This is a genomic window from Pseudidiomarina aestuarii, assembly GCF_003987355.1.
GTDB classification, from domain to species: Bacteria; Pseudomonadota; Gammaproteobacteria; order Enterobacterales; family Alteromonadaceae; genus Pseudidiomarina; species Pseudidiomarina aestuarii.
In genome coordinates this window covers 1-21,289 of record NZ_PIPR01000004.1, presented here as the reverse complement: position 1 = coordinate 21,289, position 21,289 = coordinate 1, and the positions used below count along the sequence as shown (strand labels likewise).

The following is a 21,289-nucleotide window of genomic DNA, read 5'->3' as shown; positions in this document are numbered from 1 at the left end:
ACACTAGCTAGTGGCTATTAGCTACTGGATATTCGCAAAATGCATATGTTCTGGCTACGCTGCTGCCATTAAAGTAGTTCAAAACCACGATATTTTCGCTACTATCTATTCACTGTTCACTGTTCACGAGTCGTGTTGTCGCCCTATGGATATCTTCATCGCTGTTTTGTTCTTTGCCTTTTCGACCACGGTCACACCCGGGCCGAATAACATTATGATCATGTCCTCCGGTGTAAACTACGGGGTTCGCGCCAGCCTGCCACATTTTCTCGGTATTTGTCTGGGCTTCCCGTTTATGGTGCTGCTGGTTGGTCTAGGTTTTGGTGTGATATTCGACCGCTTCCCCAATTTGCATCAACTAATCAAAGTAGTGGGCGTCGTTTATTTGTTCTGGTTAGCGTGGCATATCGCTAGTGCTGAACCCAAGGCTATCGAGCGCGGCGAGAAGAAACCTTTCAGTTTTTGGCAGGCAGTTCTTTTTCAATGGGTCAATGGTAAAGCGTGGATGATGGCGTCTGGCGCCGTTGCAACTTATACCACCGTGACAGGTAATCAGTACTTCGAGGTACTCGCTATTACACTGGCGTTCTTGCTCATGGCATTTCCATGTGTGGGCGTGTGGCTGGTGTTTGGCAGTTTACTGCGAAAAGTGCTGTCCAAACCTTTGCTGCAGCGCATTTTCAATATCACTATGGGGCTGATACTGGTCGCATCTATCGTGCCAGTACTGCAAGAGCTTTGGTATTTCTACACAGCTCGCTCATGGTAATGCTTTAAAATGTGACCAGCGGTTCATCATCGGCATCGAGATATGCCGTGATAGCCGAAAGAAACTCTTGTCCATAGCGCTCGAGCTTCTTTTGGCCAACACCGGTAATGGCCAGTAACGAGGTTTCGTCTGTCGGGAATTGAATGGCCATCTCCACCAAGGTGGTGTCGTTAAATACAACGAAAGGTGGTACTTCCTCATGATCAGCAATGGCTTTGCGTAAGGCTCGCAAGCGACGGAATAACACTTTGTCATAGTCGGCTCGGTCGGCGACACGTGGTTTGGTCACCACGAGATTGATTCGAGGTTGAGCGAGTTGCAAAGCGATCTCACCGCGCAGAACTGGGCGCGCAGCTTCAGTTAAATGCAATACGCCGTATTGCGCGACGTTTTGCACCAGCAGGCCACGATGAATTAACTGCCGAATCACGCCCAGCCAGTATTCATGCGATTGATCGGCACCAATTCCATAGGTAGAAAGCTTGTCGTGCCCAACATCGGTGAGCTTTTGGGACTTGCTCCCGCGCAAAATATCAATGATATGATTCGTTCCATAGCGCTGTGATACTCGGTAAACACAGGACAGCACTTTTTGTGCATCGACAGTACCATCGTATTGCTGAGGTGGATCAAGACAGATATCGCAATTGCCACACGACTGCTCTCTGTATTCATTAAAATAATTGAGCAATACAAGTCGACGACAGGTTTGCGCTTCACCAAGTGCCTGCATCGCAGCGAACTTTTGCTGCTCCACACGGCGACGTTCTTCATCAGGGTGGTCATTCATAATACTGCGGATCCACGCTGCATCAGCGGGGTCATACAACAACACAGCTTCGGCCGGAAGCCCGTCACGCCCAGCTCGGCCGGTCTCTTGGTAATAGGCTTCAATGCTACGCGGCACATCAAAATGAATGACAAAACGTACGTTCGGTTTGTTGATACCCATGCCAAATGCAACGGTCGCAACCACCACATCGATGTCATCTCGAACGAAACCCCGTAACACAAATTCTCGCTCGCTATGCTCCATGCCTGCATGGTAACCAGCTGCTCGCAAGCCGTCTTTGCGCAATCGTTCAGCGAGCTCTTCAACCCGTTTCCGTGAACCACAATAAACGATACCTGACGCACCACGTTGCCGAGCAATGTAGTCACGTAATTGCTTCTGGGGCTTATACTTTTCTTCCACCACATAGCGAATGTTCGGGCGGTCAAAGGAGCCTTTGTAGACCACTGGGTCATGCAAGTGCAGACGCACGCCAATGTCTTTCTCGGTGGCAGCATCAGCGGTTGCCGTTAGTGCCATAAAGGGAACTTGAGGTAGGGCTTCGCGTAATTGTCCGAGCTGACCATATTCTGGGCGGAAATCATGACCCCACTGTGAAATACAGTGCGCTTCGTCAATCGCAATCAGATCAACCTGCCAATTCTGTAAATTCTGAACGAAATAGGGCAATAGCACTCGTTCTGGACTGACGTACAGTAACCGTATTTCGTTACTGTTGAGTTGTTGCATGATGCTTTGTGTTTGCTCGCTACTCATCCCATTGTGCAATGCAGCAGCGGCAACGCCCATGGCTTGTAGCGCTTCAACCTGATCTTGCATTAAAGAAATGAGCGGCGAGATAACGACGGTCAACCCAGCACCTTGGATAGCCGGCAATTGATAACACAGCGACTTACCGCCACCTGTCGGCATCAAAACCAGTGCGTCACGACCTGCCTGAACTGCTTCGATCACTTGCTGTTGGCCCACCCGAAAGGTGGTGTAGCCGAATACTTTGGCAAGGATAGATTGCAGATTAGACTCAGACAAAAGTAGAACTCCAATTGACGCATTGTGGGATTGCTTCTATTGTATGCATCCCATTGCGCAAGTACCACCGGCAAAAGGTAAAAGACGGAATCGTCTGGCGATAACTGCGCACATTTCATACGTTCTGATACGAGTATACATCTGTGATGACCGATACTGCTGCTCGCAGTCGCCAAGGCGTAATTTTCGCGATTTCTGCTTACACGATGTGGGGCGTTGCTCCCATCTATTTTAAGCTGCTTGAAAACGTGCCTGCGATGGAGATCTTAAGCCACCGTATTATCTGGTCATTTCTATTGGTATTGCTGTTGATTATCGGACTTAAGCGCATGGATCGGATCCAGCCTGTGCTGGCGAATCGCAAACAGATGCTGCGCCTAACCATTGCCACATTTCTACTAGGTGGAAACTGGTATTTGTTCATCTGGGCCATTAACAATGACCTGATCTTAGATGCGAGCCTGGGCTACTACATAAACCCACTACTAAACGTAGCCATTGGCATGGTGTTCTTTGGTGAACGCATGCGCACCATGCAATTGGTTGCGATTGCGTTGGCAGTGATCGGCGTGCTGATTCAAGTGGTGACCTATGGTTCGGTGCCGTGGATAGCGTTAATCCTAGCCTCCAGCTTTGCCACTTATGGCGCTATTCGCAAGCGTTTGCCCGTAGATTCCATTACTGGGCTGTGGCTCGAAACCATGATTTTATTGCCATTAATGTTGTTCTATCTATTTGGTCTCGCCGAATCAGCGAGTTCCAACCTATTCGACAACACTTGGACGCTGAACTTGCTCTTGGTTGCAGCGGGCGTGGTGACTACCGCACCTCTGTTGTGCTTTACAGCCGCCGCTCAACGCATCCGTTACTCCACGCTCGGATTATTCCAATACATCGGCCCTACACTGATGTTTATTCTTGCAGTCTGGCTTTATGGCGAACCGCTTGAACAAAGTAAGCTAATGACCTTCGCCATTATCTGGGTAGCGTTGGCCATCTACAGTTTGGATACGTTGATTTTTCAACAGCGATCGAGACGCGCGTAGGCAACGACTAACCACTTACTGCCCGCATCGTCGAAGTTAATTTGGATTCGACTTTGTGGGCCGGTGCCCTCGTAATTCAACACAGTGCCCTCACCAAACTTGCTGTGCCGAACCCGCTGCCCCAGCTGAAAGCCCGTTTGTTCAAAAGCTTCATGACTCGCACCGCTGTGAAAACGGCCCATCGCTGGTGCAGACGGACTGCTATACGCAGGCACTTTCATACGCACATGATGCAGCGCATCAGAGGGCATTTCACCGATAAATCGGCTAACTCGGTGAAGCATGTCGGTACCGTAAATTCGGCGTTGTTCCGCATAGGTGATCACCAGCTTTTGCATAGCACGGGTCATCCCCACATAGCAGAGGCGCCGTTCCTCTTCGAGCCGGCCAGCCTCGTCCATCGATTGTTGCGATGGAAATAAGCCTTCTTCTACACCTGTCATAAATACCAACGGAAATTCAAGGCCCTTTGCACTATGTAACGTCATGAGCTGCACTGCATCTTGGTGCTCATCGGCCTGTTCGTCGCCAGACTCCAATGCTGCATGCGCGAGGAACGAGTTAAGAGGCGTCATATTCTCGTCAGCTTCTTCTGGCTCGGCAAAATGGTCGCAAGCGTTGACGAGCTCTTTTAAGTTCTCTACACGCGTTTCAGCTTTCTCGCCCTTTTCGGCCTCATACATGGCCATTAATCCACTGCGTTTAATGACCACATCGACCTGACGCCCCAAGGCGAAATCACCGGTCTCATCCTCCAGAGTGTCTATTAACGCTAAAAACGCACCGACCGCATTCGCGGCCCGGCCGGTTAAGGTCTTCTCGGTCACCAACTGCCGCGCGGCATCCCAAAGCGTGATACCGCGATCACGCGCTGCCTCACGGATGATGCCGACTGTCCGGTCACCAATGCCTCGCGTTGGCGTATTGATGACACGTTCCAATGCGGCGTCATCATTACGACCCGCAATCAGGCGCAAATATGCCAGAGCATCCTTTACCTCTTGGCGATCAAAGAAGCGCAACCCACCATAAATTCGATACGGAATTCGGGCGTGGAGCATGGCCTCTTCCAACACTCGTGACTGCGCGTTGCTGCGATACAGCAGTGCGACATCGGTCAGCGCATTGCCATGCTCTCGCCACTGCTCAATGCGCCCGGCAATATAACGCGCCTCATCCATCTCATTAAATGCTGCATAGACATCAATCGGCTCGCCAGCGGACCCATCAGTCCACAGCTCTTTACCGAGCCGGCCTTGGTTATTGCCGATAACATTATTAGCAGCCCGCAATATAGTGCTGGTTGAGCGATAATTTTGCTCAAGTCGAATGGTCAATACATCAGGATAATCCCGCATGAATTGCTGGATATTCTCTACCTTAGCGCCGCGCCAGCCGTAAATCGATTGGTCATCATCACCCACAATAGTGACGAAACCTGTAGCGCCCTGACTCTCACCGACACCGGAAAAGAGCTTGATCCAAGCGTATTGGATGGAGTTGGTATCTTGAAACTCGTCTACCAAAATATGCCGAAAGCGGCGTTGATAATGTTCTCGAACAATGGCGTTATCGCGCAACAATTCATGAGCTCGCAACAACAATTCGGCAAAGTCGACTAAACCCGCCCGGTCACAGGCAACTTGATAGGCGTCATAAATTTCTTTGAGCGTACGCTCGTTAAAATCATAACCATCTAAATGATGTGGGCGCAGACCCTCGTCCTTTTTCGCGTTAATGAACCACTGCGCTTGTTTCGGTGGCCAACGCTTTTCATCGAGATTCAAACTGCGAATGGTTCGTTTCACTAATCGCTGTTGATCGTCGCTGTCGAGAATTTGAAAGTTCTGCGGTAGACCGACATCCATGTAGTGTGCACGCAGCAACCGATGCGCGAGACCGTGAAAGGTACCAATCCACATGGCGCGGGTTGATGAGCCGATTAAACTCTCAATACGTCCCCGCATTTCTGCAGCGGCTTTATTGGTAAAGGTCACAGCTAGAATGCTATACGGTGAAACTTGCTGCTCTTGCATTAGGTAGGCAATACGGTGCACTAAAACTCGCGTTTTACCACTGCCAGCGCCAGCAAGCACCAGCATGTGTCGCTCATGTGCGGCAACGGCTTCGCATTGTTTATCATTGAGTTCGGCAAGAAGTGGATGCTGCATGCTCACAATCATTTCGTCTCGTGTTGGAATACTTGGCAGTGTACTGACGCGATACTGTATATGCAACCAGTTATCGGCGTGCTGTGGGAGTGAGCAGAAACTCAGTCAATTGTTTGAGATCTGCAAAACTCAGAGTCGGTAGAACCAGCAGTTGCTCCGGACGATACAAACCCTGTTCGTACCATGCGCTTTGCCAGCCGGCGCGTTTGGCTCCCAGTACATCGGCAGAGGGGCTATCGCCAATATGCAACCATTGCTCTGGCGCTAACTTCGACTCTTGCTGTTGCGCTTCATGAAACATATCCAGGTGTGGCTTTCCACGTCGGCCTCGTTGTGGCTGAAAGGTCGCGGTGAAGTAATCACGTAGGCCTATCGCTTCAATATCGACGTTGCCGTTGCTGAGCGCGTACAAAGGGTAGTGCTCACTCAACTGCGCCAATGCTTGATGAACCTCAGGCGCGATGGAGACATTATTACGATGCCGCAAAAATTCTGCCATAGCAGCCTCTGCTGCTTGCTGTGGCTGGGCAATACCGCACTCGGTAAAGCCCTCCGCCAATACAGCAATGCGAAGTGCGGTCATGTCTGCCGCCAACTGGCTATCGCGGCACATCATAGCAATACGACGTTGCTGCCAATCAGCAGCACTCCATTCGCTGGTTTCAGGATGCTGGGTAACCAAATAGTTGTGTAGCGCACGCTCAGCATTTTGAATCACGGGAACATTGTCGTAGAGCGTGTCATCCAGGTCAAAACTCAATGCTTTAACTGGACGCCAGCGACGAAAAAACTGCATGACTACTTCCTATTCGGGTTGCTATTCAGACTTTTTTCGCGCCCGCGGATGGGCGCCATCGTAAACTTTTGCGAGATGTTGAAAATCGAGGTGCGTATAAACCTGCGTGGTGCTCAAGTTAGCATGCCCCAGCAACTCTTGGACCGCCCGCAAATCACCGCTCGATTCTAACATATGTGAAGCAAACGAGTGGCGCAGCTTGTGCGGATGCAAATGGCTCGATAACCCTTGTTGCTCACCCCAGAAGTTGAGACGCTGCTGCACTGTGCGCGGACTAATTCGCTGTTGGCGTTGACTAATAAATAGAGCCGTTTCGGTTAAATTTCCGTTCAACCAATGCAACCGAACGGGCAACCACCGTTGCACCGCATCATGAGCGTGCTGACCGTATGGAACAATACGCGTTTTGCTGCCCTTACCGATCACCCGCAACTCTCGATGTCGTGGATTAATCGAGTCAATATCCAGAGCAACCAACTCGGCAAGTCGCAGTCCGCTGGAATACAACAGCTCCATCATTGCAGCATCACGAATCGCTAGCGGCTCATCAGTCGGCAATTGCAGCAGCTGGCTAATGCTATCAACATCAAGGTTCTTCGGTAGACGCTTGGCTTTGCGTGGTGCTTTGAGCTGCTTAGCTGGATTATCACTCAGCAAGCCTTCCCGCAGCATAAAATCGCAGAAGGTGCGCCACGCCGCTAGACGCAACGCCAGCGATGCATCGCCCAAACCACTGCGACGCCATTGAATAAACAGGCGCTCGGCAGCGGTAAACGTAAATTGCTGGGGTTTCTCAATGCCATCTGCCGATAACTGTTCAATGTCGGCAGCTAAAACTCGATGATAGTTATTCAGGGTATGTTCGGCGAGCCCACGCTCGCCGGTGAGGTGTTTGAGGAATCGATTCAGCGCCTCAGCTAATATCATGATGCGCCAACAGCGGAGGTAACAACATACTGAGTAATGCTTGGAGCTGTTTCACCAATAATGTGTCCATGGCAGGCTCAAAATGGCTGGCATCATGATTCCCGATAGCCAACATACCTAACTCACCTTGATCACCGAGTAGCAGCAATGCTACTGAGGCGATGGTTTCTTGCGGAAATAGCAAGCGCTGCTCATCCGCGGTGAGGCGACCTAAATAAATGGAGTCACCAGCAAAGCGTTTACTCAATAGTTGCTTGTGAGTATCGGCTGCAAAGGTAAACTGTTCCGCTAATTCGAGCGGGCTATCAAAAAACTTTAACGACAATGCTGGCATGTTCAGTTGCTTCGCGAAGGTGTCCTCTAAACAGTCCATTACCTCGCTTAATGAATGACATTTCAGCAGGTTTACATACAATTCACTGTAGTAGGTAAACAGCTCTTCGTTACGACGCGCGGTAGTCATCAACTCTGTAATTTCGTCTTCCATTTGTGCAATGCGCTGGCGTAGCACCGTTTGTTGGCGTTCAACCAGTGAGACTGCACCGCGCTCTTGATGACGTAACCGCATCACTTGTAGCAACTCCGGATGACGCTCGAAGAAATCAGGGTTTTCTTGCAAGTAGTCTGCAATCAGACTGTCGTCGACGACACGTTGTTCAGCTTTTACGTTCTTTGCTTCTTGGCTCATAGCTTTAGATGTCCATCATATACATGCTCAGCGGGTCCAGTCATTCGCACCGGTTGTCCCGGTTGCCAACGAATACTGAGGATTCCCCCTGGCAATTCAACTTCCACTTGTTCATTCAGTTTGCCTTGGCGCATTCCCAGTACCGCAGCAGCACATGCGCCACTGCCACACGCTTGAGTTTCGCCGACACCGCGCTCAAAGACCCGCAATTTAATATGATCACGATCCACAAGCTGCACAAAACCTACATTCACACCCTCTGGGAAACGCTCGTGCGTAGTCAGTAATGCGCCCCATTCAGCGACTGGCGCCGTGGTGACATCATCTACGTCAATAACACAGTGTGGATTACCTAAGCTCATTGCGCCAAAAAAGAACGTCTGATCGTTCTCACGCAGTAAGTAGGTTTGTTCTTCCTTATTCGCTTTAAATGGGATGGCTTGCGGTTCAAATTGGGGCATGCCCATCTCGACGGTAATGCGGCCATCACGTTCGAAATGCAATACCATTTTACCCGCTTTGGTACTGACTTTAAGGTGGTTTTTGTTGCTTAAACCTTTGTTGCGAACAAACAGTGCAAAGCACCGTGCGCCGTTCCCACACTGTGCAACTTCCGATCCGTCGGCATTAAAAATTCGGTAATGAAAATCAAGCTCAGGATCGTATGGCGGCTCAACTACGAGCAATTGATCGAAACCAATACCGCGATGACGATCGGCCCATTGCCTGATTTGGTCGGGGTTCACATAAAAATTCTGAGTGACATTATCGACCACCATGAAGTCATTACCGAGGCCGTGCATTTTCGAAAAATTCACTGCTTCGCTCCCATGATGCTCTCACCCTTCCACAAGTCTGCTAACCGTTCACGTTGCCGCACAAGATGAATCTGATCGCCGTCGACGATGACTTCAGCTGCGCGCGGTCGCGTATTGTAATTAGAACTCATGGTAAAACCATAAGCGCCCGCATTTAAAATGGCAATGATGTCGTCTTGATTGGCTGACAAATGTCGCGCATGTCCAAAAAAGTCACCTGTTTCACAAACCGGCCCCACCACATCCACGAGGCGATCAGAAGGTGAGCTTTCGGGCACTTCGTTGACCGCAACAATTTGATGGTAGGCTTGATATAAAGCCGGACGCAAGAGATCGTTCATGCCTGCATCAACCAATAGAAAATTCTTTTCCTCACCCGGCTTGTAGTATTCCACTTTGGAGAGCAGTACGCCGGCATTCCCAACAATGGCTCGGCCTGGCTCTAACATCAAAGTGAGGTTATCGAACTGGGCTGCCTTCGCAAGTAGCGCTTGTAAGTACTCACTTACTGCTGGTGATTTTTCTTGTTGATATGGAATTCCGACGCCACCGCCCATATCCAAATGCGTGATCTCAATACCTTCTGCACGCACATCTGCAATGAGTTGTAGCATTCGATCGGCGGCATCCAGAAACGGTTGCGTTGTCAAAATTTGCGAACCGATGTGGCAGTCAACCCCTTTCACATGGATATGACTCATTTCCGCTCCGCGCCGAATCACCGTTTTGGCGTGCTGCATGGCGATACCAAACTTATTGGCTTTAAGCCCGGTGGCTATGTAAGGGTGCGTTTGGGCATCCACATCTGGATTCACACGAAACGATACTGGTGCCATAACACCTTTTGCAGCGGCAATTTCATTGATTCGCTCAAGCTCAGCTGCAGACTCGACATTAAAACAACCAATGCCTTGCTCCAACGCGTAAGCTATTTCTTCCTTACTTTTTCCGACTCCAGAAAACACCGTGGCGCTCGCTTTCCCACCGGCAGCAATGACTCTCGCGAGTTCGCCGCCAGAAACGATGTCAAATCCAGCCCCCAGTTGCGCTAGTAAGTGCAAGACACCAAGATTACTATTCGCTTTCACCGCATAGCAAAGTTGATGAGGCTGTGGCCAATGATCGGCAAATTGCTTCCAATTCGCACGGATCTGTTGCGCCGAGTACACGTATAAAGGCGTACCGTAGTCGTGAGCCAACTGATTGAGGTCGACTGCATCGGCATGCAACGAACCATTCCGATACTCAAATGCCATGGTTTGACTGCTCTGCCGGCTGGTTTTCTGCAGGTGGCTCAAGTGGACGGTCGAGTGGAGCTTTTTGTCCACACCCAACTAGGGTCAGCATTGCTGCTAAAATCATCAGATACATTACTTTCTGGCGAAACATCGTTAAACTGTACTCTATCTGCAAAAGCGTCGTTGAATGCGCTTATCATCGCATCGCGGCGCGCAAATGTCATTATTAGGAGTAGACATGCAAGAACATGAATATCACGAACTCGCTGAAGCAACTATTGTAGCCATTGAGGAAGCAGTAGAAGCCTGCGGCGTCGACATCGATACCGAGTCTGGCGGCGATATCTTGGAATTGACGTTTCCCAATGGCACGAAAATGGTCATCAATAAGCAACCACCTCTGATGCAATTGTGGGTTGCAACTAAATTTAACGGTCATCACTTCGAATGGCGTGGTACTGAATGGATTGATAATCGTACTGGTGCCGAACTGTGGGCACTGTTGAGTGAGGCCGCAAGTAAACAGGCAGACACTGAGATCACGCTGAAACCAGGTGCGGCATGAATCGAGTGCTACGTATAGCAACCCGCAAAAGCTTGCTAGCTATGTGGCAAGCTCAACATATTCAAGCACGACTCGAGGCATTGCATCCGGATGTCTCCGTAGAGTTACTCCCCATGTCGACACGTGGCGATGTCATTCTCGATACACCACTGGCGAAAATCGGTGGTAAAGGACTATTTGTTAAGGAACTTGAAGTGGCCATGCTCGAAGGGCGTGCCGATCTAGCCGTTCACTCCATGAAAGATCTACCGGTTGAATTTCCTCCAGGGCTGGAGTTATTCGGTATTTGCGAGCGCGAGGATCCACGTGATGCGTTTGTCTCAAACCATTACGCACAACTGGATGATTTGCCGAAAGGGGCGATTGTTGGTACTTGTAGCCTGCGACGTAAATGCCAACTATTGGCACATTACCCTCACTTAGTGGTTCATGACCTTCGCGGTAACGTGCAAACGCGACTCAACAAACTTGATGAAGGGCAGTTTGATGCCATTATTCTGGCGGCGTCGGGCCTGATTCGACTCGATTTAAGTGCACGTATTAAACAGCGGATCCCGGTTGATATTTGTCTACCGGCCAATGGTCAGGGCGTCCTTGGCATTGAGTGCCGCAGTGATGATGCTGATACCAAAGCGTTGTTAGCACCGTTGACTTGTGCTGATACTCGCAGTTGTGTTCTAGCCGAACGCGCCATGAACCGGCGCTTACAAGGCGGTTGCCAGGTGCCGATTGGTGCTTTTGCCGAACTTGAGGGGGATGACATTGTACTGCGAGGTCTGGTCGGGCGTCCGGATGGCAGTGAAATTATTGAGGGAGATATCCGTGGGCATCGTGATGACGCTGAGGCCCTCGGCACTGAGTTAGCGGAATTTCTGTTATCTCGTGGTGCAGGCAAAATTTTACAAGAAGTGTACGCAGCTAACGAGCTGCAATCCTAATTTCATTGCCACTTATTTATTGCGACAATTTTCATAGCAAGCGGCGGGTCTGATGACGACAAAGCACGGCGTATTAATTTTAAGACCTCATGATCAAGCGAAAGCGCTCGAACAGGAATTTCTTCAGCAAACCGAGCAACCTATTGAAACGCATATTTGTAGTATGGTTGATGTCGTCGCCTTTGATGACCCGCGCGTCCGCACCTCTGACGTGTTAGCGAAACGCTACTCCGGTGCGTTGATGGTGAGTGTGAATGCCGCACGATTTCTATCAGAGCAAATGCAACGTGAGAACCTGACTGCTCCGGTAGCGCGTTGGTTTGCGGTAGGTCCTACTAGTGCACGGGCAATTGCACGTGTCGTCGCACGACCGGTGACTTGTCCACAACGGGTGCATAACAGTGAAGCATTGCTGGCGTTACCCGAATTGAACCAGATCGCTGGGCAGCGCTGGCTGATTGTGCGTGGTAAAGGTGGCCGTGAATTACTTGCCGATACCCTGACAGCGCGCGGTGCTACTGTCGATTATCTCGAAGTCTATGAGCGCAAACCACACCCGATAAGCGCGGCTGAATTGACGCAATGGCACCAGCACGTCCGTGGTATTGTAGTGAGTAGCGCCGAGCAACTCGGCTATTTTCTTGCAGCAATACCACGTGAGCAGCTAAGCTGGTTAGCAGACTGTTACTGGGTTGTTGCCAGTGACCGGCTCGCCGCATTATTACCAGGACCATTGCGCCAACGCGCGGTGGTCGCGCAAAGCGCAGCAACGTTTGCCATGTTTGAAGCCTGGCAACAAGCAACTCAGATGTATCAAGGGAACACAAAATTATGAGCACAAGCGAACCCGGTGAAAAAGACGCGAAGTTGACCACGGAAGCTGACGCTAAGCCGAAACCTAAGCCCAAACCAACCAAGCCCAAAGAGCAGCCGGCAACCACCCGCTCTAGTTCAAATTCCGGTTGGGGTGCTGTCGTAATTTTATTACTCATCATTGGTGCGATTAGCTGGGCTGCATACTATTATTTATGGCCACAATGGCAGGCACAAAGCCAAACACTCTCGCGCCAAGCGTCTGATTTAGAGAATCTTAAAGATTCTGTTGATGAGCGATTGACCTCCGCACAACGATCACAACAGCAGCAAATACAAAGTCAATTGGACGCATTTTCCGCGACCACAGAGCGCCAACTCAACCAGCAAGCTGCGAATCTTGACCAGTTACAACGTGCCGTGCAGAGCGTGCAGGCAGAAGTTGCGAACCTTGATTTAAGTCAAGCGTCAACATGGCGACTGTTCGAGGCTAGAAACTTAGTACAACGCGCAGCAACTCGACTATGGATCGAGCACGATTTAGGCGCCGCACTACAACTGCTCGTGTTGGCGCAATCTCATTTGGAAGCTCTGAACAATCCTGCACACATGGCAGCTCGTCAAGCGCTCGCCAATGACATCATGGCGCTGCGTGGATTACCGAGTGATCAGCGCGAATCTGCAGCCATGATTCTCACGAGTGTTCGCACGCAGCTTGCCGATGCCGATTGGTATCAGCGTCGGGTCAGTGCATTTGCTGACTCTATCGAACGTCCTGAAGTGGAAGGTTGGTGGGCAAGTTTACAGCGCTCAGGCCAAACCTTGATGGACCAGTTTATTCGCGTGCAACGGCAAGAGCAACCGATCACACCACTGTTGAGTGATAGCTTTGTCGCACTGTCGCAACAGCGTTTGTTGCTGCAACTTCAACTCGCACAGCAAGCAGCCCTAGCAGGCAGTCAAGCGGTCTTCGAGGCCTCTATTCAAGAAGCATTACGCTTACTGGAAACTCTGGGAAGTGCCCCTGACCAACGCCTCCAAACAGCCCGCGAGACATTGTTAAGTCTGCAACAAATACAATTGCGTCCAGACTATCCTGCTGATCTCGAGTCTCTGGACTTGATTGAGCGTCTCGCCCGTAACGCAGGGGCGGAGGCAAGCTCATGAGAAAAGGCATCGCTCTTGTTATTGTTCTCATAGCGGGGCTCATTCTCGGTCCACTGTGGGCCGGGAATACCGGTTATGTGCTCATTTCAGCGCTGGGTTGGACTATTGAGTTAAGCCTTGTTGCGGCAATTGTTTTACTATTGCTAGCCATCATTATTCTGCGCGCAGTGTGGCGCTTTGTGGCTCGTATCGTCAGAGGAACTCAATGGGGTATGCGTTGGTTCGGACAACGTCGGGAAGCCAAAGCGGCAAATGCCTACCAAGAAGGTCTCAATCACTTGCTGAGTGGCGATTATCGAGCTGCTTCAGCAGCATTCAACCGCACCTGGCAATTACGCAAGCAAAGCAGTGATGCCTTGCTTGCCTGTTATGCCGCACAACAACATGGTGACTTGAAGCAAGCACAAGATTGGCTGGCCAAAGTGGACCGGGCCGATGAGCTCGAACTCGCTCGAACCATTTTATCGTTGCGCAGTGCCCCTGAACTCTCAGGTCAACACCTCACGATACTGAATGAATTAGTGGTGAAGCACCCACAACATCCAGAACTATTGCGACTGGCCTTGAAAGCACTGCAGCGGCATCATCGGTGGACTCAAGTGATTGAGCTATTGCCGAATGCTCAACGTTTAGAAGCGCTATCGGCGACTGACTTGGATGGTCTCACTGAACAAGCTTACTACGAAGTGTTCGTTGAGCACGGCCGTAGCAGTAGTAGTGCATTACAACAGTTTTGGCAGAATCTCACTCGGGATACTCGGCGACAGCCTGCAGTTCGACGCGCTTACGTGACCGCATTACACCTCTTTAACGAATACGAAGCGGCGGGCAAAGTGGTCGCACGAGGTTTGAAGCGAAATGAACTGAAATTGCCAAACTTAATCGAGGCAAACCTGCTGAAACCCAGTACTGAACTGCGTGATTACTTGCAGGACGCACTGAAAAAAGATGGCGATAATCCATTCCTGCTGCACGCATTGGGTCAGTTGGCATTTCAAACCGGTGACTATGCGTTGGCGCAGCGGGCGTTACGAAAAGCTGCTGAGCTTGCCCCTTCCTCTCGCGTTCAGCTTGATTTAGCTCGCACCTATGAAGCACAAGGTGATACTGCTGGTGCGGTAAATGCCTATCGGCAAGCATGGAAGAAAGCGTAGAAAAGACGCGCCCTCAGACAGAACTGAGGGCGGTTTTTAATGCGGAATTATTGACGCACACCTTCAATAGAAAGGTAAAGGTCAACTGTCTTCGCTGCGGGTCCTAAATTGTAGTCTATGCCAAAATCAGCAAGTGTTAACGTTACTGAACCCTCGAAACCACGGCGGAAGCCGCCCCAAGGATCAGGTCCAGCGCCAATCTCATTAACCATGATTTCAATTGGCTTGGTGACACCACGCAAAGTGAGATCACCAGCTAATATCGCACTACCATCTTCGTTCGGTGTATAACTCGTAGAAGTAAATGTGGCTTCTGGATATTGCTCAACGGCTAAGAAATCGTCGCTCCGCAAATGCTCATCACGTTCTTTATGATTGCTATCAATACTTGCGGTATCAATAGTCACATTCACGCTTGCCGCTGCTGGGTTCGCTTCGTCGTAGCTAAATGTACCTTCAAAGTCGTTAAACTCACCTAACAACCAACTGTAACCTAAGTGGCTGATCTTGAATTGAACGAAAGCATGTTGACCTTCAATATCAATTACATAATCTTCAGCTTTTACCGCTGTCGTTGACAATGCAGCCGCCATTGCTGCGACTAGAACTAATTTCTTCATAACACCCTCCTCATTCTGATAAACGTAGACTGTATGAATAACGTAGAGGTCTCTATTTTAGTTCAATTAAATACAAGTAAAAGCTATTAAAATGATAGTTATTATTCGAATATTTAGAACCTTTAGTCGGTATATCGGTCGTTAACGATAGACACAGCTCAAGCGTATACAGATTAGCCCTGCTTTCCAGTTCGGCTTGCCACAAGCGTCTATCCAAAAATTAGTCGAGCACCTGTAGCAGCGCTCACCGGTACCGTATAGGCGTTAAGAAAACAGCCGCGATTGCATCTATTTGCGACATTAGGCATACACAATAGTCTAAACAAGCTATTATGTTTAGTAAGGTTTCACCTAAACTAAGAAGTAGCACTTGAATGAGACGAGTGAGCGGGATGCTCCAGAGAATAAACTTCCTTTCACGGAACAAAATTACTTGCTCCGCGCGATACCTGACGATGTTAAATCACGACTAACCCCCCACTTCGAGCTGGTTGAATTAACGCTCGGTGACTGTATCTACGAGTCTGGTGACGAACTAAAATTTGTCTATTTCCCGACTGATTCGATTATTTCTTTAGTTTACATTATGGAAAATGGTGACTCCGCTGAAATATCCGTAGTCGGCAATGATGGCATGCTCGGGGTCCCCCTTTTCATGGGTGGTGGTAGCACTCGCAACCGCGCGGTAGTGCAGAGCGAAGGGCATGCCTATCGGTTACCAGCTCAGTTGTTGAAGACAGAATTTAATCGCCATAGCGAGCTACACCATTTGCTGTTGCGTTATACCCAATCATTGATGACACAAATGGCTCAAACGGCTGTTTGTAATCGTCATCATTCCGTTGATCAACAATTATGCCGCTGGCTGCTGCTATCACTCGATCGCATTCCAACAAATGTGCTGACTATGACGCAGGAACTTATCGCCGATATGCTCGGAGTTCGCCGCGAAGGGGTTTCTGTTGCTGCAGGAAAACTGCAAAAAATGGGGGTAATTGAGTATCATCGCGGCCGCATGACCGTTATCGATCGACCCAAACTCGAGACACTTTCGTGTGAATGTTACGACGTGGTCAAGTTGGAGTGTGAGCGCATACTAAATTATCTTCCAGAGCGTTGAATGACTCATAAAAAAACGTGTGCCGAACTGATTCAGTCCGACACACGTTCAAACACAACAAACACGATATTACTTTTTCGGATAACCGATAATAATATTTACTCGGCGATTATCCTGACGTCCTGACGCTGTTGCGTTGTAGGAATCGCGACGCGTTGTGCCAAAACCTTCAACATAAAGTCTTGAACGATCAACCTTGAATTGCTTCACTAAGTAGTCAGCAACTGCTTGCGCGCGTGCGCGCGAAATTGATTGAGCTTTCTCTGGAGAAGTATTGTCCGCATGACCTTCCATCGTCGCCGTCACTTCAGGGTTGGTTTGCAGATACTTTGCGACCGTTCCGAGTTGATCGTGATACTTTGACTGAATCGTTGAATCATCTGTAGCAAATTCCAACTCCATGGCCAACGTAATGCGCGCAGGTAGCGGCTCGAGTCCCTCGATATCCGTTGCACAACCGATCACAGCATTGATGCGACGATTAGCTTGCTTGCCCTGATTGGTCGCATTATCTGCGATGGGTCGCGTTTCACCGTAACCTACCGCTGTAAGTCGATTACGATTGATGTTGTTTTCACGCACGAGATAATCAACAACACTTTGCGCGCGCTCTTGTGACAATTTCAGATTGTCAGAGTCGTTACCAACACTATCCGTATGGCCTTCAATTTTGGCTTTTGTTTCTGGATATTTGTTTAAGAACGTCGCTAAGACCAACATATGCTCACGATTAACCCGCTCAATATCGTTGTTTGCGATTTCAAACTTAATCTCAAGATCGCTACAGTATTGCGTATTTACAGGTTGTACCGGCGCTACAACAGTTGCTGGTGCCGGAGCAGGTGCTGGTTGTGAAATAGGTGCAGCTGCAACATGACGTGAACCGCCGAAACGATAAATCACGTTCATCGAGTAGAAGTCGATGTCGCCACGGTTGCCGACCGCGTCGTCCATGCGATAGCGCTCAGCTTCAAAACGAATCGCCATGTGCTCACTCGCTTGATATTGATAGCCGACGCCAAATTTATAATCGGTACTGCGTTTGCGGTATTGCGGCGTCAGAACATTTACAGCACCCGTGCCGACAAAATCAACTGTCGATTTACTATTATGTGCACCAATACGAGCAAACAACGAAGACTGTTCTGTGATGGGCAGTATTCCCATAAAATCGAGGTTCCAACCGCGAAAATCCAGCTCTCCCGTCTTAACGCCTAACGAAATCGTTTCCGCATCGTAATTGAACTTGCCTAAGTCAAAATACCCGCCTTCCATGGCAAAGTATTGGTTGAACTGATATCCAGCAAAGATCTTGTATCCAAAGTCGCGGTCATCGAAGCGAAAACGAGTAACCTCATAACCAGAAGCTTCTAAATCTGCTCTAATTTCCTGTTCCGCGATAGTAGCCCGTGACGCACCACCACCGGCACCGATGTACCAACCATCCTGATCTGCCGCGACTGCTGGTAATGTCATACCAGCTAAGACCAGTGCGCTAATTGCTTGGGTAATTTTATTCGTTTTCATGTTGCTCTCCACTGAAACCTTGTTGGTGTTGTCCATTACTCTGCAGGTACGTTGATAACGGTATTTACTACTGTCACTGCTGCACCAAGAGACAATGCTCGACCATCTAACGTCACAATATTGACGTTGCCAGCGGTAGAGATGCTTACACCTTCCTGTGCGATGATGGTGCCCTTCATAGTGCCTCCACCTGCGGCGTTAATTGTGGCTGCACTGCCAACTTGCCAAAAAATATTCTTGGCTTGAGCGCCGTTGATCAAAATAACGCTTTGCGGGAAATCAGCACCCGGTCCACCGACCGTTAGTGTGGTCGCCATTTGGAAGACGAACACGGCATTCTGATTACCTAATCCATCAAGCGTTAAATCGCTTCCTTGAATCAGGAAGGCACCACTTTGGGCACGGTATATACCTGGCTCTAAAGTGAGGCCACCTAAGTTTTCGTTACCTGGATTCTGCCCGCCTGGAAGATTGGCAGGTGTGAGTTCTAGGTAAGCTGCTTGTGCATCAAGGCGTGCTTGCGAGGCTATCGCAGCAGTTACCGCAGTACCGTCCTGAGGACACGCAACTGTTGGTGGTGGAGGTGAAGTGAAAATATTACCATTCACTTGACCTTCATTTAGTGGCGTTATGGTGTATTCGCAACCTGGACCAGAAACAAACCCAGTCACTGCAGTCGACACAGCCGTAGTACCTAGGTCACCGTTAATAACGGTCAGTAAGCCTTGGTTAGTTGCACCGGCTGTACCACCAAAAGTACCAAATGGAGCTGCTGATTGCAGATCGATAGGCTGCAAGCAACTCTCGGTTGCTGGCACAGTAGTGAACGTCCATAAGTAGTCTTCGAGCATTTCATTGCCCGGTACCATGAGGTCTTTCACACCATCAACGCCACCGACAATGGTCGCTCGATAGGTGACATCTTCGTCTAATTGTTGCTGTGGAATGAAGGTAATGATGGTGCCGGTATCGACATCAATCTGGATAGATTCAGCGGTCACGGTATTTAACGGATCAGCTTCTTCTGTGATGAGAAACGTCATGTCATTGACTGTGGTCGGATTCAGACGCGTACCTGACGGAATTTCGAAAGTCGCATTGATACTGGCGTTAGGACAAACAGCAAGCATTCCAGCATTTAACGGATCTGTATCCATGATGGAGATGGTGTTCACTGGCATTGGCGCAACTGTCGTGAACATCCAGACATAGTCACTGGCAGAATTAACCGAACCTTGATTACCAGCAAGTTGGTTGCCTGCAACGTCAGTAATGGTGCTCGCTAGTGTAGCGGTATAGGTCGCCGATTCTTCCAGATTTTGGTCTGGATTGAATACTGCACTCCGCGAACCCACTACATAGCTCACTTCGCCGACTGGTGATACACAAGGGGTTTCGCAGGTGACTGTAAAACTAGCATCCGTCACGCCAGCGGGAAGCATATCCTCACTGAATATTGCAGTAATCGCAGTGTTCACTGGAACATTTGGTGTCGGACCAGGAGTCGTCGTTAATGGTTCTGTTAACGTCACACGTGGACGAGTTATATCTGGCGTTAAGCCTGTCGTAAATTGCCACACATAGTTACTAGATTCAGCTACTGCACCTTGATTGCCAGCTAACTCATTGCCGGCAAGGTCCGTCACTGAGCTGTTCATAGTTGCAGTATAGGTGGTTTCCCACTCTAGATTTGCGTCTGGTGTAAAGACTGCGGTTGCTGCTGCGCTCTCATAGGACACATCACCCGTTGGATTAACGCAGGGAGTCTCACAGGTTACAGTGAAGTTTGCATCCGTGATGGTAGACGCCATCATGGCTTCGCTGAATACTGCTGAAACCAGTGTATTAACAGGTGTCCCCGGTGTCGGACCCGGAATGGTCGTTAACGGCACTGTTGCGGTGATACGCGGCATAATTGTGTCTGGTGCAACACCGGTCATAAACTGCCACTCATAATCACTTGCAGTGGTAGCAGAACCTTGGTTGCCAGCAAGTTGATTGCCAGCTAGGTCCGTAACCGAGCTTTTCATCGTCGCGGTATAGGTTGTTTCGTACGCGAGATCCTGCTCTGTAGTGAAGATCGCTGAGCGACTGCTGACGTCATAAGTCACTGCACCCGCTGGTGCTGCGCATGGCGCTGCGCAGGTGACAGTAAAACTACCACTATTAATTGTTGTGGCGAGCATGTTCTCACTGAACACTGCTGCGATAGCCGTATCGACTGGAACATTCGCGGTAGGTCCTGGCGACGTTATATCCGGATCAGTCGCGGTAATCCGTGGCATGGTTGTATCCGGTATTAAACCGGTGGTAAATGACCATGTGTAAGGATTAGCTAAGGCTAAGCCATTTACACTGCTTGTCGCACTTTGAATAGTGGCGGTATAGACAGTGGACTCACTTAGCACAGCTGGATTGGTTATATTGAAGGTCGCGATGTTGCTTGCGCCATTCATGGTAATGGTACCAGTAGGACTAGTACATGAGCCTGCACAAGTCAGTGTAAACGTACTGGTTGTCAATGGATTGACGGCTTGACTGAACTGCGCAGTAACTTGCGTGCCCGTTACCGTAACGTTCGTCGCGTTGTTTACCGGAGTAACCGCGGTCACAGTGGGTGACAAAGCAACATTGCCCGCATTGCCGAGAATAGGATCGCGTCCATCATCTCCGCAGGCAGCCAAAAAAGTACTGATCAAAACCAGCATCAGCCATTTATTGATGCCATAGAAGCTAGATAGTTTGGAACACATAAGATAAATCCTCTCGGTATAGTTGAACTGCATTGCCGACCACTTCTGTGTGATTCAGAGTTCGGTTCGACGACAACTATCTGCTTATCCGGGAGGACTGTCTGTGCGGTTGCGCACATAGAAAAAACGAAGAGCGAAAAGCGTTACTAGTTACTAGCTATTAGCTACTGGTTTGGCTTTGCGAGTAGCTAATAGCTAGTAGCCAGTAGCGTGTGCGCGCAGCGCACATAAAAAAACCCCAGCCCATTGGGCTGAGGTTTGTTTATTTGAAGCCTGGCGGTGTCCTACTCTCACATGGGGAGACCCCACACTACCATCGGCGCTGAAGCGTTTCACGTCTGAGTTCGGAATGGAGTC

General features: G+C 49.6%; 19 protein-coding genes and 1 rRNA gene. 8 read left to right on the top strand and 12 right to left on the bottom strand.

The window, feature by feature from the left end:
* The first annotated feature begins 145 nt into the window (after nucleotides 1–145).
* Nucleotides 146–769, top strand: coding sequence for a LysE family translocator (locus CWE22_RS11070; RefSeq protein WP_169931554.1), 624 nt, complete (start codon nucleotides 146–148; stop codon nucleotides 767–769).
* A gap of 4 nt (nucleotides 770–773) precedes the next feature.
* Here CWE22_RS11070 and recQ read toward each other — a convergent pair whose 3' ends face one another.
* Nucleotides 774–2,591 carry a DNA helicase RecQ gene (recQ, locus tag CWE22_RS11065; RefSeq protein ID WP_244596065.1) on the bottom strand — a complete coding sequence of 606 codons (1,818 nt, stop codon included), beginning with the start codon at nucleotides 2,589–2,591 and terminating at the stop codon, nucleotides 774–776.
* Nucleotides 2,592–2,737: 146 nt separating this feature from the next.
* Here recQ and rarD point away from each other — a divergent pair, with 146 nt between their 5' ends.
* On the top strand, nucleotides 2,738–3,637 hold the full coding sequence (rarD, locus tag CWE22_RS11060) for an EamA family transporter RarD (RefSeq protein WP_169931620.1): 900 nt from the start codon (nucleotides 2,738–2,740) through the stop codon (nucleotides 3,635–3,637).
* On the opposite strand, the gene uvrD is transcribed toward rarD, so the two are convergent.
* From uvrD to lptM, 7 genes are all read right to left on the bottom strand, one after another.
* Nucleotides 3,613–5,808 (bottom strand): DNA helicase II, encoded by a 2,196-nt coding sequence (uvrD, locus tag CWE22_RS11055; protein ID WP_169931553.1) that lies wholly within the window; start codon nucleotides 5,806–5,808, stop codon nucleotides 3,613–3,615. The two genes, rarD and uvrD, sit on opposite strands and share 25 nt — an antisense overlap.
* 70 nt (nucleotides 5,809–5,878) lie before the next feature.
* Nucleotides 5,879–6,604, bottom strand: a complete 726-nt coding sequence (locus CWE22_RS11050) for an HAD-IA family hydrolase (RefSeq protein ID WP_169931552.1) — start codon at nucleotides 6,602–6,604, stop codon at nucleotides 5,879–5,881.
* Between the two features lie 21 nt (nucleotides 6,605–6,625).
* The gene (gene xerC / locus CWE22_RS11045) at nucleotides 6,626–7,531 is read right to left on the bottom strand and encodes a tyrosine recombinase XerC (RefSeq protein WP_169931551.1); all 906 of its coding nucleotides are present in this window, start codon (nucleotides 7,529–7,531) and stop codon (nucleotides 6,626–6,628) included.
* Nucleotides 7,518–8,219, bottom strand: coding sequence for a DUF484 family protein (locus CWE22_RS11040; RefSeq protein ID WP_169931550.1), 702 nt, complete (start codon nucleotides 8,217–8,219; stop codon nucleotides 7,518–7,520). The genes xerC and CWE22_RS11040 overlap by 14 nt, the downstream gene beginning before the upstream one ends.
* Entirely contained in the window at nucleotides 8,216–9,022 is an 807-nt protein-coding gene (dapF, locus tag CWE22_RS11035; RefSeq protein ID WP_169931619.1) for a diaminopimelate epimerase, read from the bottom strand. The genes CWE22_RS11040 and dapF overlap by 4 nt, the downstream gene beginning before the upstream one ends.
* An 11-nt stretch (nucleotides 9,023–9,033) precedes the next feature.
* Complete coding sequence (lysA, locus tag CWE22_RS11030) at nucleotides 9,034–10,293, bottom strand: diaminopimelate decarboxylase (RefSeq protein WP_169931549.1); 1,260 nt, start codon at nucleotides 10,291–10,293, stop codon at nucleotides 9,034–9,036.
* Nucleotides 10,283–10,408, bottom strand: coding sequence for an LPS translocon maturation chaperone LptM (gene lptM / locus CWE22_RS12205; protein WP_420821061.1), 126 nt, complete (start codon nucleotides 10,406–10,408; stop codon nucleotides 10,283–10,285). Before lptM ends, lysA begins: the two co-directional genes overlap by 11 nt.
* 105 nt (nucleotides 10,409–10,513) lie before the next feature.
* On the opposite strand from lptM, the gene cyaY reads away from it, so the two are divergent.
* Genes cyaY through CWE22_RS11000 form a run of 5 tightly spaced genes read left to right on the top strand, consistent with a single transcriptional unit; the run spans nucleotide 10,514 to nucleotide 14,912 of the window.
* A complete protein-coding gene (cyaY, locus tag CWE22_RS11020) occupies nucleotides 10,514–10,840 on the top strand; it encodes an iron donor protein CyaY (protein WP_169931547.1) in 327 nt (108 codons plus the stop codon).
* Nucleotides 10,837–11,778: a hydroxymethylbilane synthase gene (hemC, locus tag CWE22_RS11015; RefSeq protein ID WP_169931546.1), complete on the top strand. Its 942-nt coding sequence runs from the start codon at nucleotides 10,837–10,839 to the stop codon at nucleotides 11,776–11,778. The genes cyaY and hemC overlap by 4 nt, the downstream gene beginning before the upstream one ends.
* 52 nt (nucleotides 11,779–11,830) lie before the next feature.
* Nucleotides 11,831–12,613, top strand: a complete 783-nt coding sequence (locus tag CWE22_RS11010; protein WP_169931545.1) for a uroporphyrinogen-III synthase — start codon at nucleotides 11,831–11,833, stop codon at nucleotides 12,611–12,613.
* Complete coding sequence (locus CWE22_RS11005) at nucleotides 12,610–13,758, top strand: uroporphyrinogen-III C-methyltransferase (RefSeq protein WP_169931544.1); 1,149 nt, start codon at nucleotides 12,610–12,612, stop codon at nucleotides 13,756–13,758. The genes CWE22_RS11010 and CWE22_RS11005 overlap by 4 nt, the downstream gene beginning before the upstream one ends.
* Nucleotides 13,755–14,912: a heme biosynthesis HemY N-terminal domain-containing protein gene (locus CWE22_RS11000; protein ID WP_169931543.1), complete on the top strand. Its 1,158-nt coding sequence runs from the start codon at nucleotides 13,755–13,757 to the stop codon at nucleotides 14,910–14,912. The genes CWE22_RS11005 and CWE22_RS11000 overlap by 4 nt, the downstream gene beginning before the upstream one ends.
* Before the next feature lie 47 nt (nucleotides 14,913–14,959).
* Here CWE22_RS11000 and CWE22_RS10995 read toward each other — a convergent pair whose 3' ends face one another.
* The gene (locus CWE22_RS10995; RefSeq protein ID WP_169931542.1) at nucleotides 14,960–15,532 is read right to left on the bottom strand and encodes a YceI family protein; all 573 of its coding nucleotides are present in this window, start codon (nucleotides 15,530–15,532) and stop codon (nucleotides 14,960–14,962) included.
* A gap of 370 nt (nucleotides 15,533–15,902) precedes the next feature.
* Between CWE22_RS10995 and CWE22_RS10990 the strand changes: the two genes are divergently transcribed.
* The gene (locus CWE22_RS10990) at nucleotides 15,903–16,652 is read left to right on the top strand and encodes a Crp/Fnr family transcriptional regulator (RefSeq protein ID WP_169931541.1); all 750 of its coding nucleotides are present in this window, start codon (nucleotides 15,903–15,905) and stop codon (nucleotides 16,650–16,652) included.
* Between the two features lie 69 nt (nucleotides 16,653–16,721).
* Here CWE22_RS10990 and CWE22_RS10985 read toward each other — a convergent pair whose 3' ends face one another.
* From CWE22_RS10985 to rrf, 3 genes are all read right to left on the bottom strand, one after another.
* Nucleotides 16,722–18,179 (bottom strand): OmpA family protein, encoded by a 1,458-nt coding sequence (locus CWE22_RS10985; protein ID WP_169931540.1) that lies wholly within the window; start codon nucleotides 18,177–18,179, stop codon nucleotides 16,722–16,724.
* Between the two features lie 35 nt (nucleotides 18,180–18,214).
* Nucleotides 18,215–20,932, bottom strand: coding sequence for an Ig-like domain-containing protein (locus tag CWE22_RS10980; RefSeq protein ID WP_169931539.1), 2,718 nt, complete (start codon nucleotides 20,930–20,932; stop codon nucleotides 18,215–18,217).
* Nucleotides 20,933–21,203: 271 nt separating this feature from the next.
* Nucleotides 21,204–21,289 (bottom strand): 5S ribosomal RNA (gene rrf / locus CWE22_RS12215); the annotation flags it as partial.

What these genes read in the sequence shown, in the direction of transcription:
- xerC (WP_169931551.1), bottom strand. Translation starts at nt 7,531, where the DNA reads ATGATATTAGCTGAGGCGCTGAATCGATTCCTCAAACACCTCACCGGC.
- lptM (WP_420821061.1), bottom strand. Translation starts at nt 10,408, where the DNA reads ATGTATCTGATGATTTTAGCAGCAATGCTGACCCTAGTTGGGTGTGGA.
- CWE22_RS11050 (WP_169931552.1), bottom strand. Translation starts at nt 6,604, where the DNA reads ATGCAGTTTTTTCGTCGCTGGCGTCCAGTTAAAGCATTGAGTTTTGAC.
- CWE22_RS10980 (WP_169931539.1), bottom strand. Translation starts at nt 20,932, where the DNA reads ATGTGTTCCAAACTATCTAGCTTCTATGGCATCAATAAATGGCTGATG.
- hemC (WP_169931546.1), top strand. Translation starts at nt 10,837, where the DNA reads ATGAATCGAGTGCTACGTATAGCAACCCGCAAAAGCTTGCTAGCTATG.
- CWE22_RS11040 (WP_169931550.1), bottom strand. Translation starts at nt 8,219, where the DNA reads ATGAGCCAAGAAGCAAAGAACGTAAAAGCTGAACAACGTGTCGTCGAC.
- CWE22_RS10985 (WP_169931540.1), bottom strand. Translation starts at nt 18,179, where the DNA reads ATGAAAACGAATAAAATTACCCAAGCAATTAGCGCACTGGTCTTAGCT.
- CWE22_RS11070 (WP_169931554.1), top strand. Translation starts at nt 146, where the DNA reads ATGGATATCTTCATCGCTGTTTTGTTCTTTGCCTTTTCGACCACGGTC.
- lysA (WP_169931549.1), bottom strand. Translation starts at nt 10,293, where the DNA reads ATGGCATTTGAGTATCGGAATGGTTCGTTGCATGCCGATGCAGTCGAC.
- rarD (WP_169931620.1), top strand. Translation starts at nt 2,738, where the DNA reads ATGACCGATACTGCTGCTCGCAGTCGCCAAGGCGTAATTTTCGCGATT.
- CWE22_RS11005 (WP_169931544.1), top strand. Translation starts at nt 12,610, where the DNA reads ATGAGCACAAGCGAACCCGGTGAAAAAGACGCGAAGTTGACCACGGAA.
- CWE22_RS11000 (WP_169931543.1), top strand. Translation starts at nt 13,755, where the DNA reads ATGAGAAAAGGCATCGCTCTTGTTATTGTTCTCATAGCGGGGCTCATT.
- cyaY (WP_169931547.1), top strand. Translation starts at nt 10,514, where the DNA reads ATGCAAGAACATGAATATCACGAACTCGCTGAAGCAACTATTGTAGCC.
- dapF (WP_169931619.1), bottom strand. Translation starts at nt 9,022, where the DNA reads ATGCACGGCCTCGGTAATGACTTCATGGTGGTCGATAATGTCACTCAG.
- CWE22_RS10995 (WP_169931542.1), bottom strand. Translation starts at nt 15,532, where the DNA reads ATGAAGAAATTAGTTCTAGTCGCAGCAATGGCGGCTGCATTGTCAACG.
- uvrD (WP_169931553.1), bottom strand. Translation starts at nt 5,808, where the DNA reads ATGCAGCATCCACTTCTTGCCGAACTCAATGATAAACAATGCGAAGCC.
- CWE22_RS11010 (WP_169931545.1), top strand. Translation starts at nt 11,831, where the DNA reads ATGACGACAAAGCACGGCGTATTAATTTTAAGACCTCATGATCAAGCG.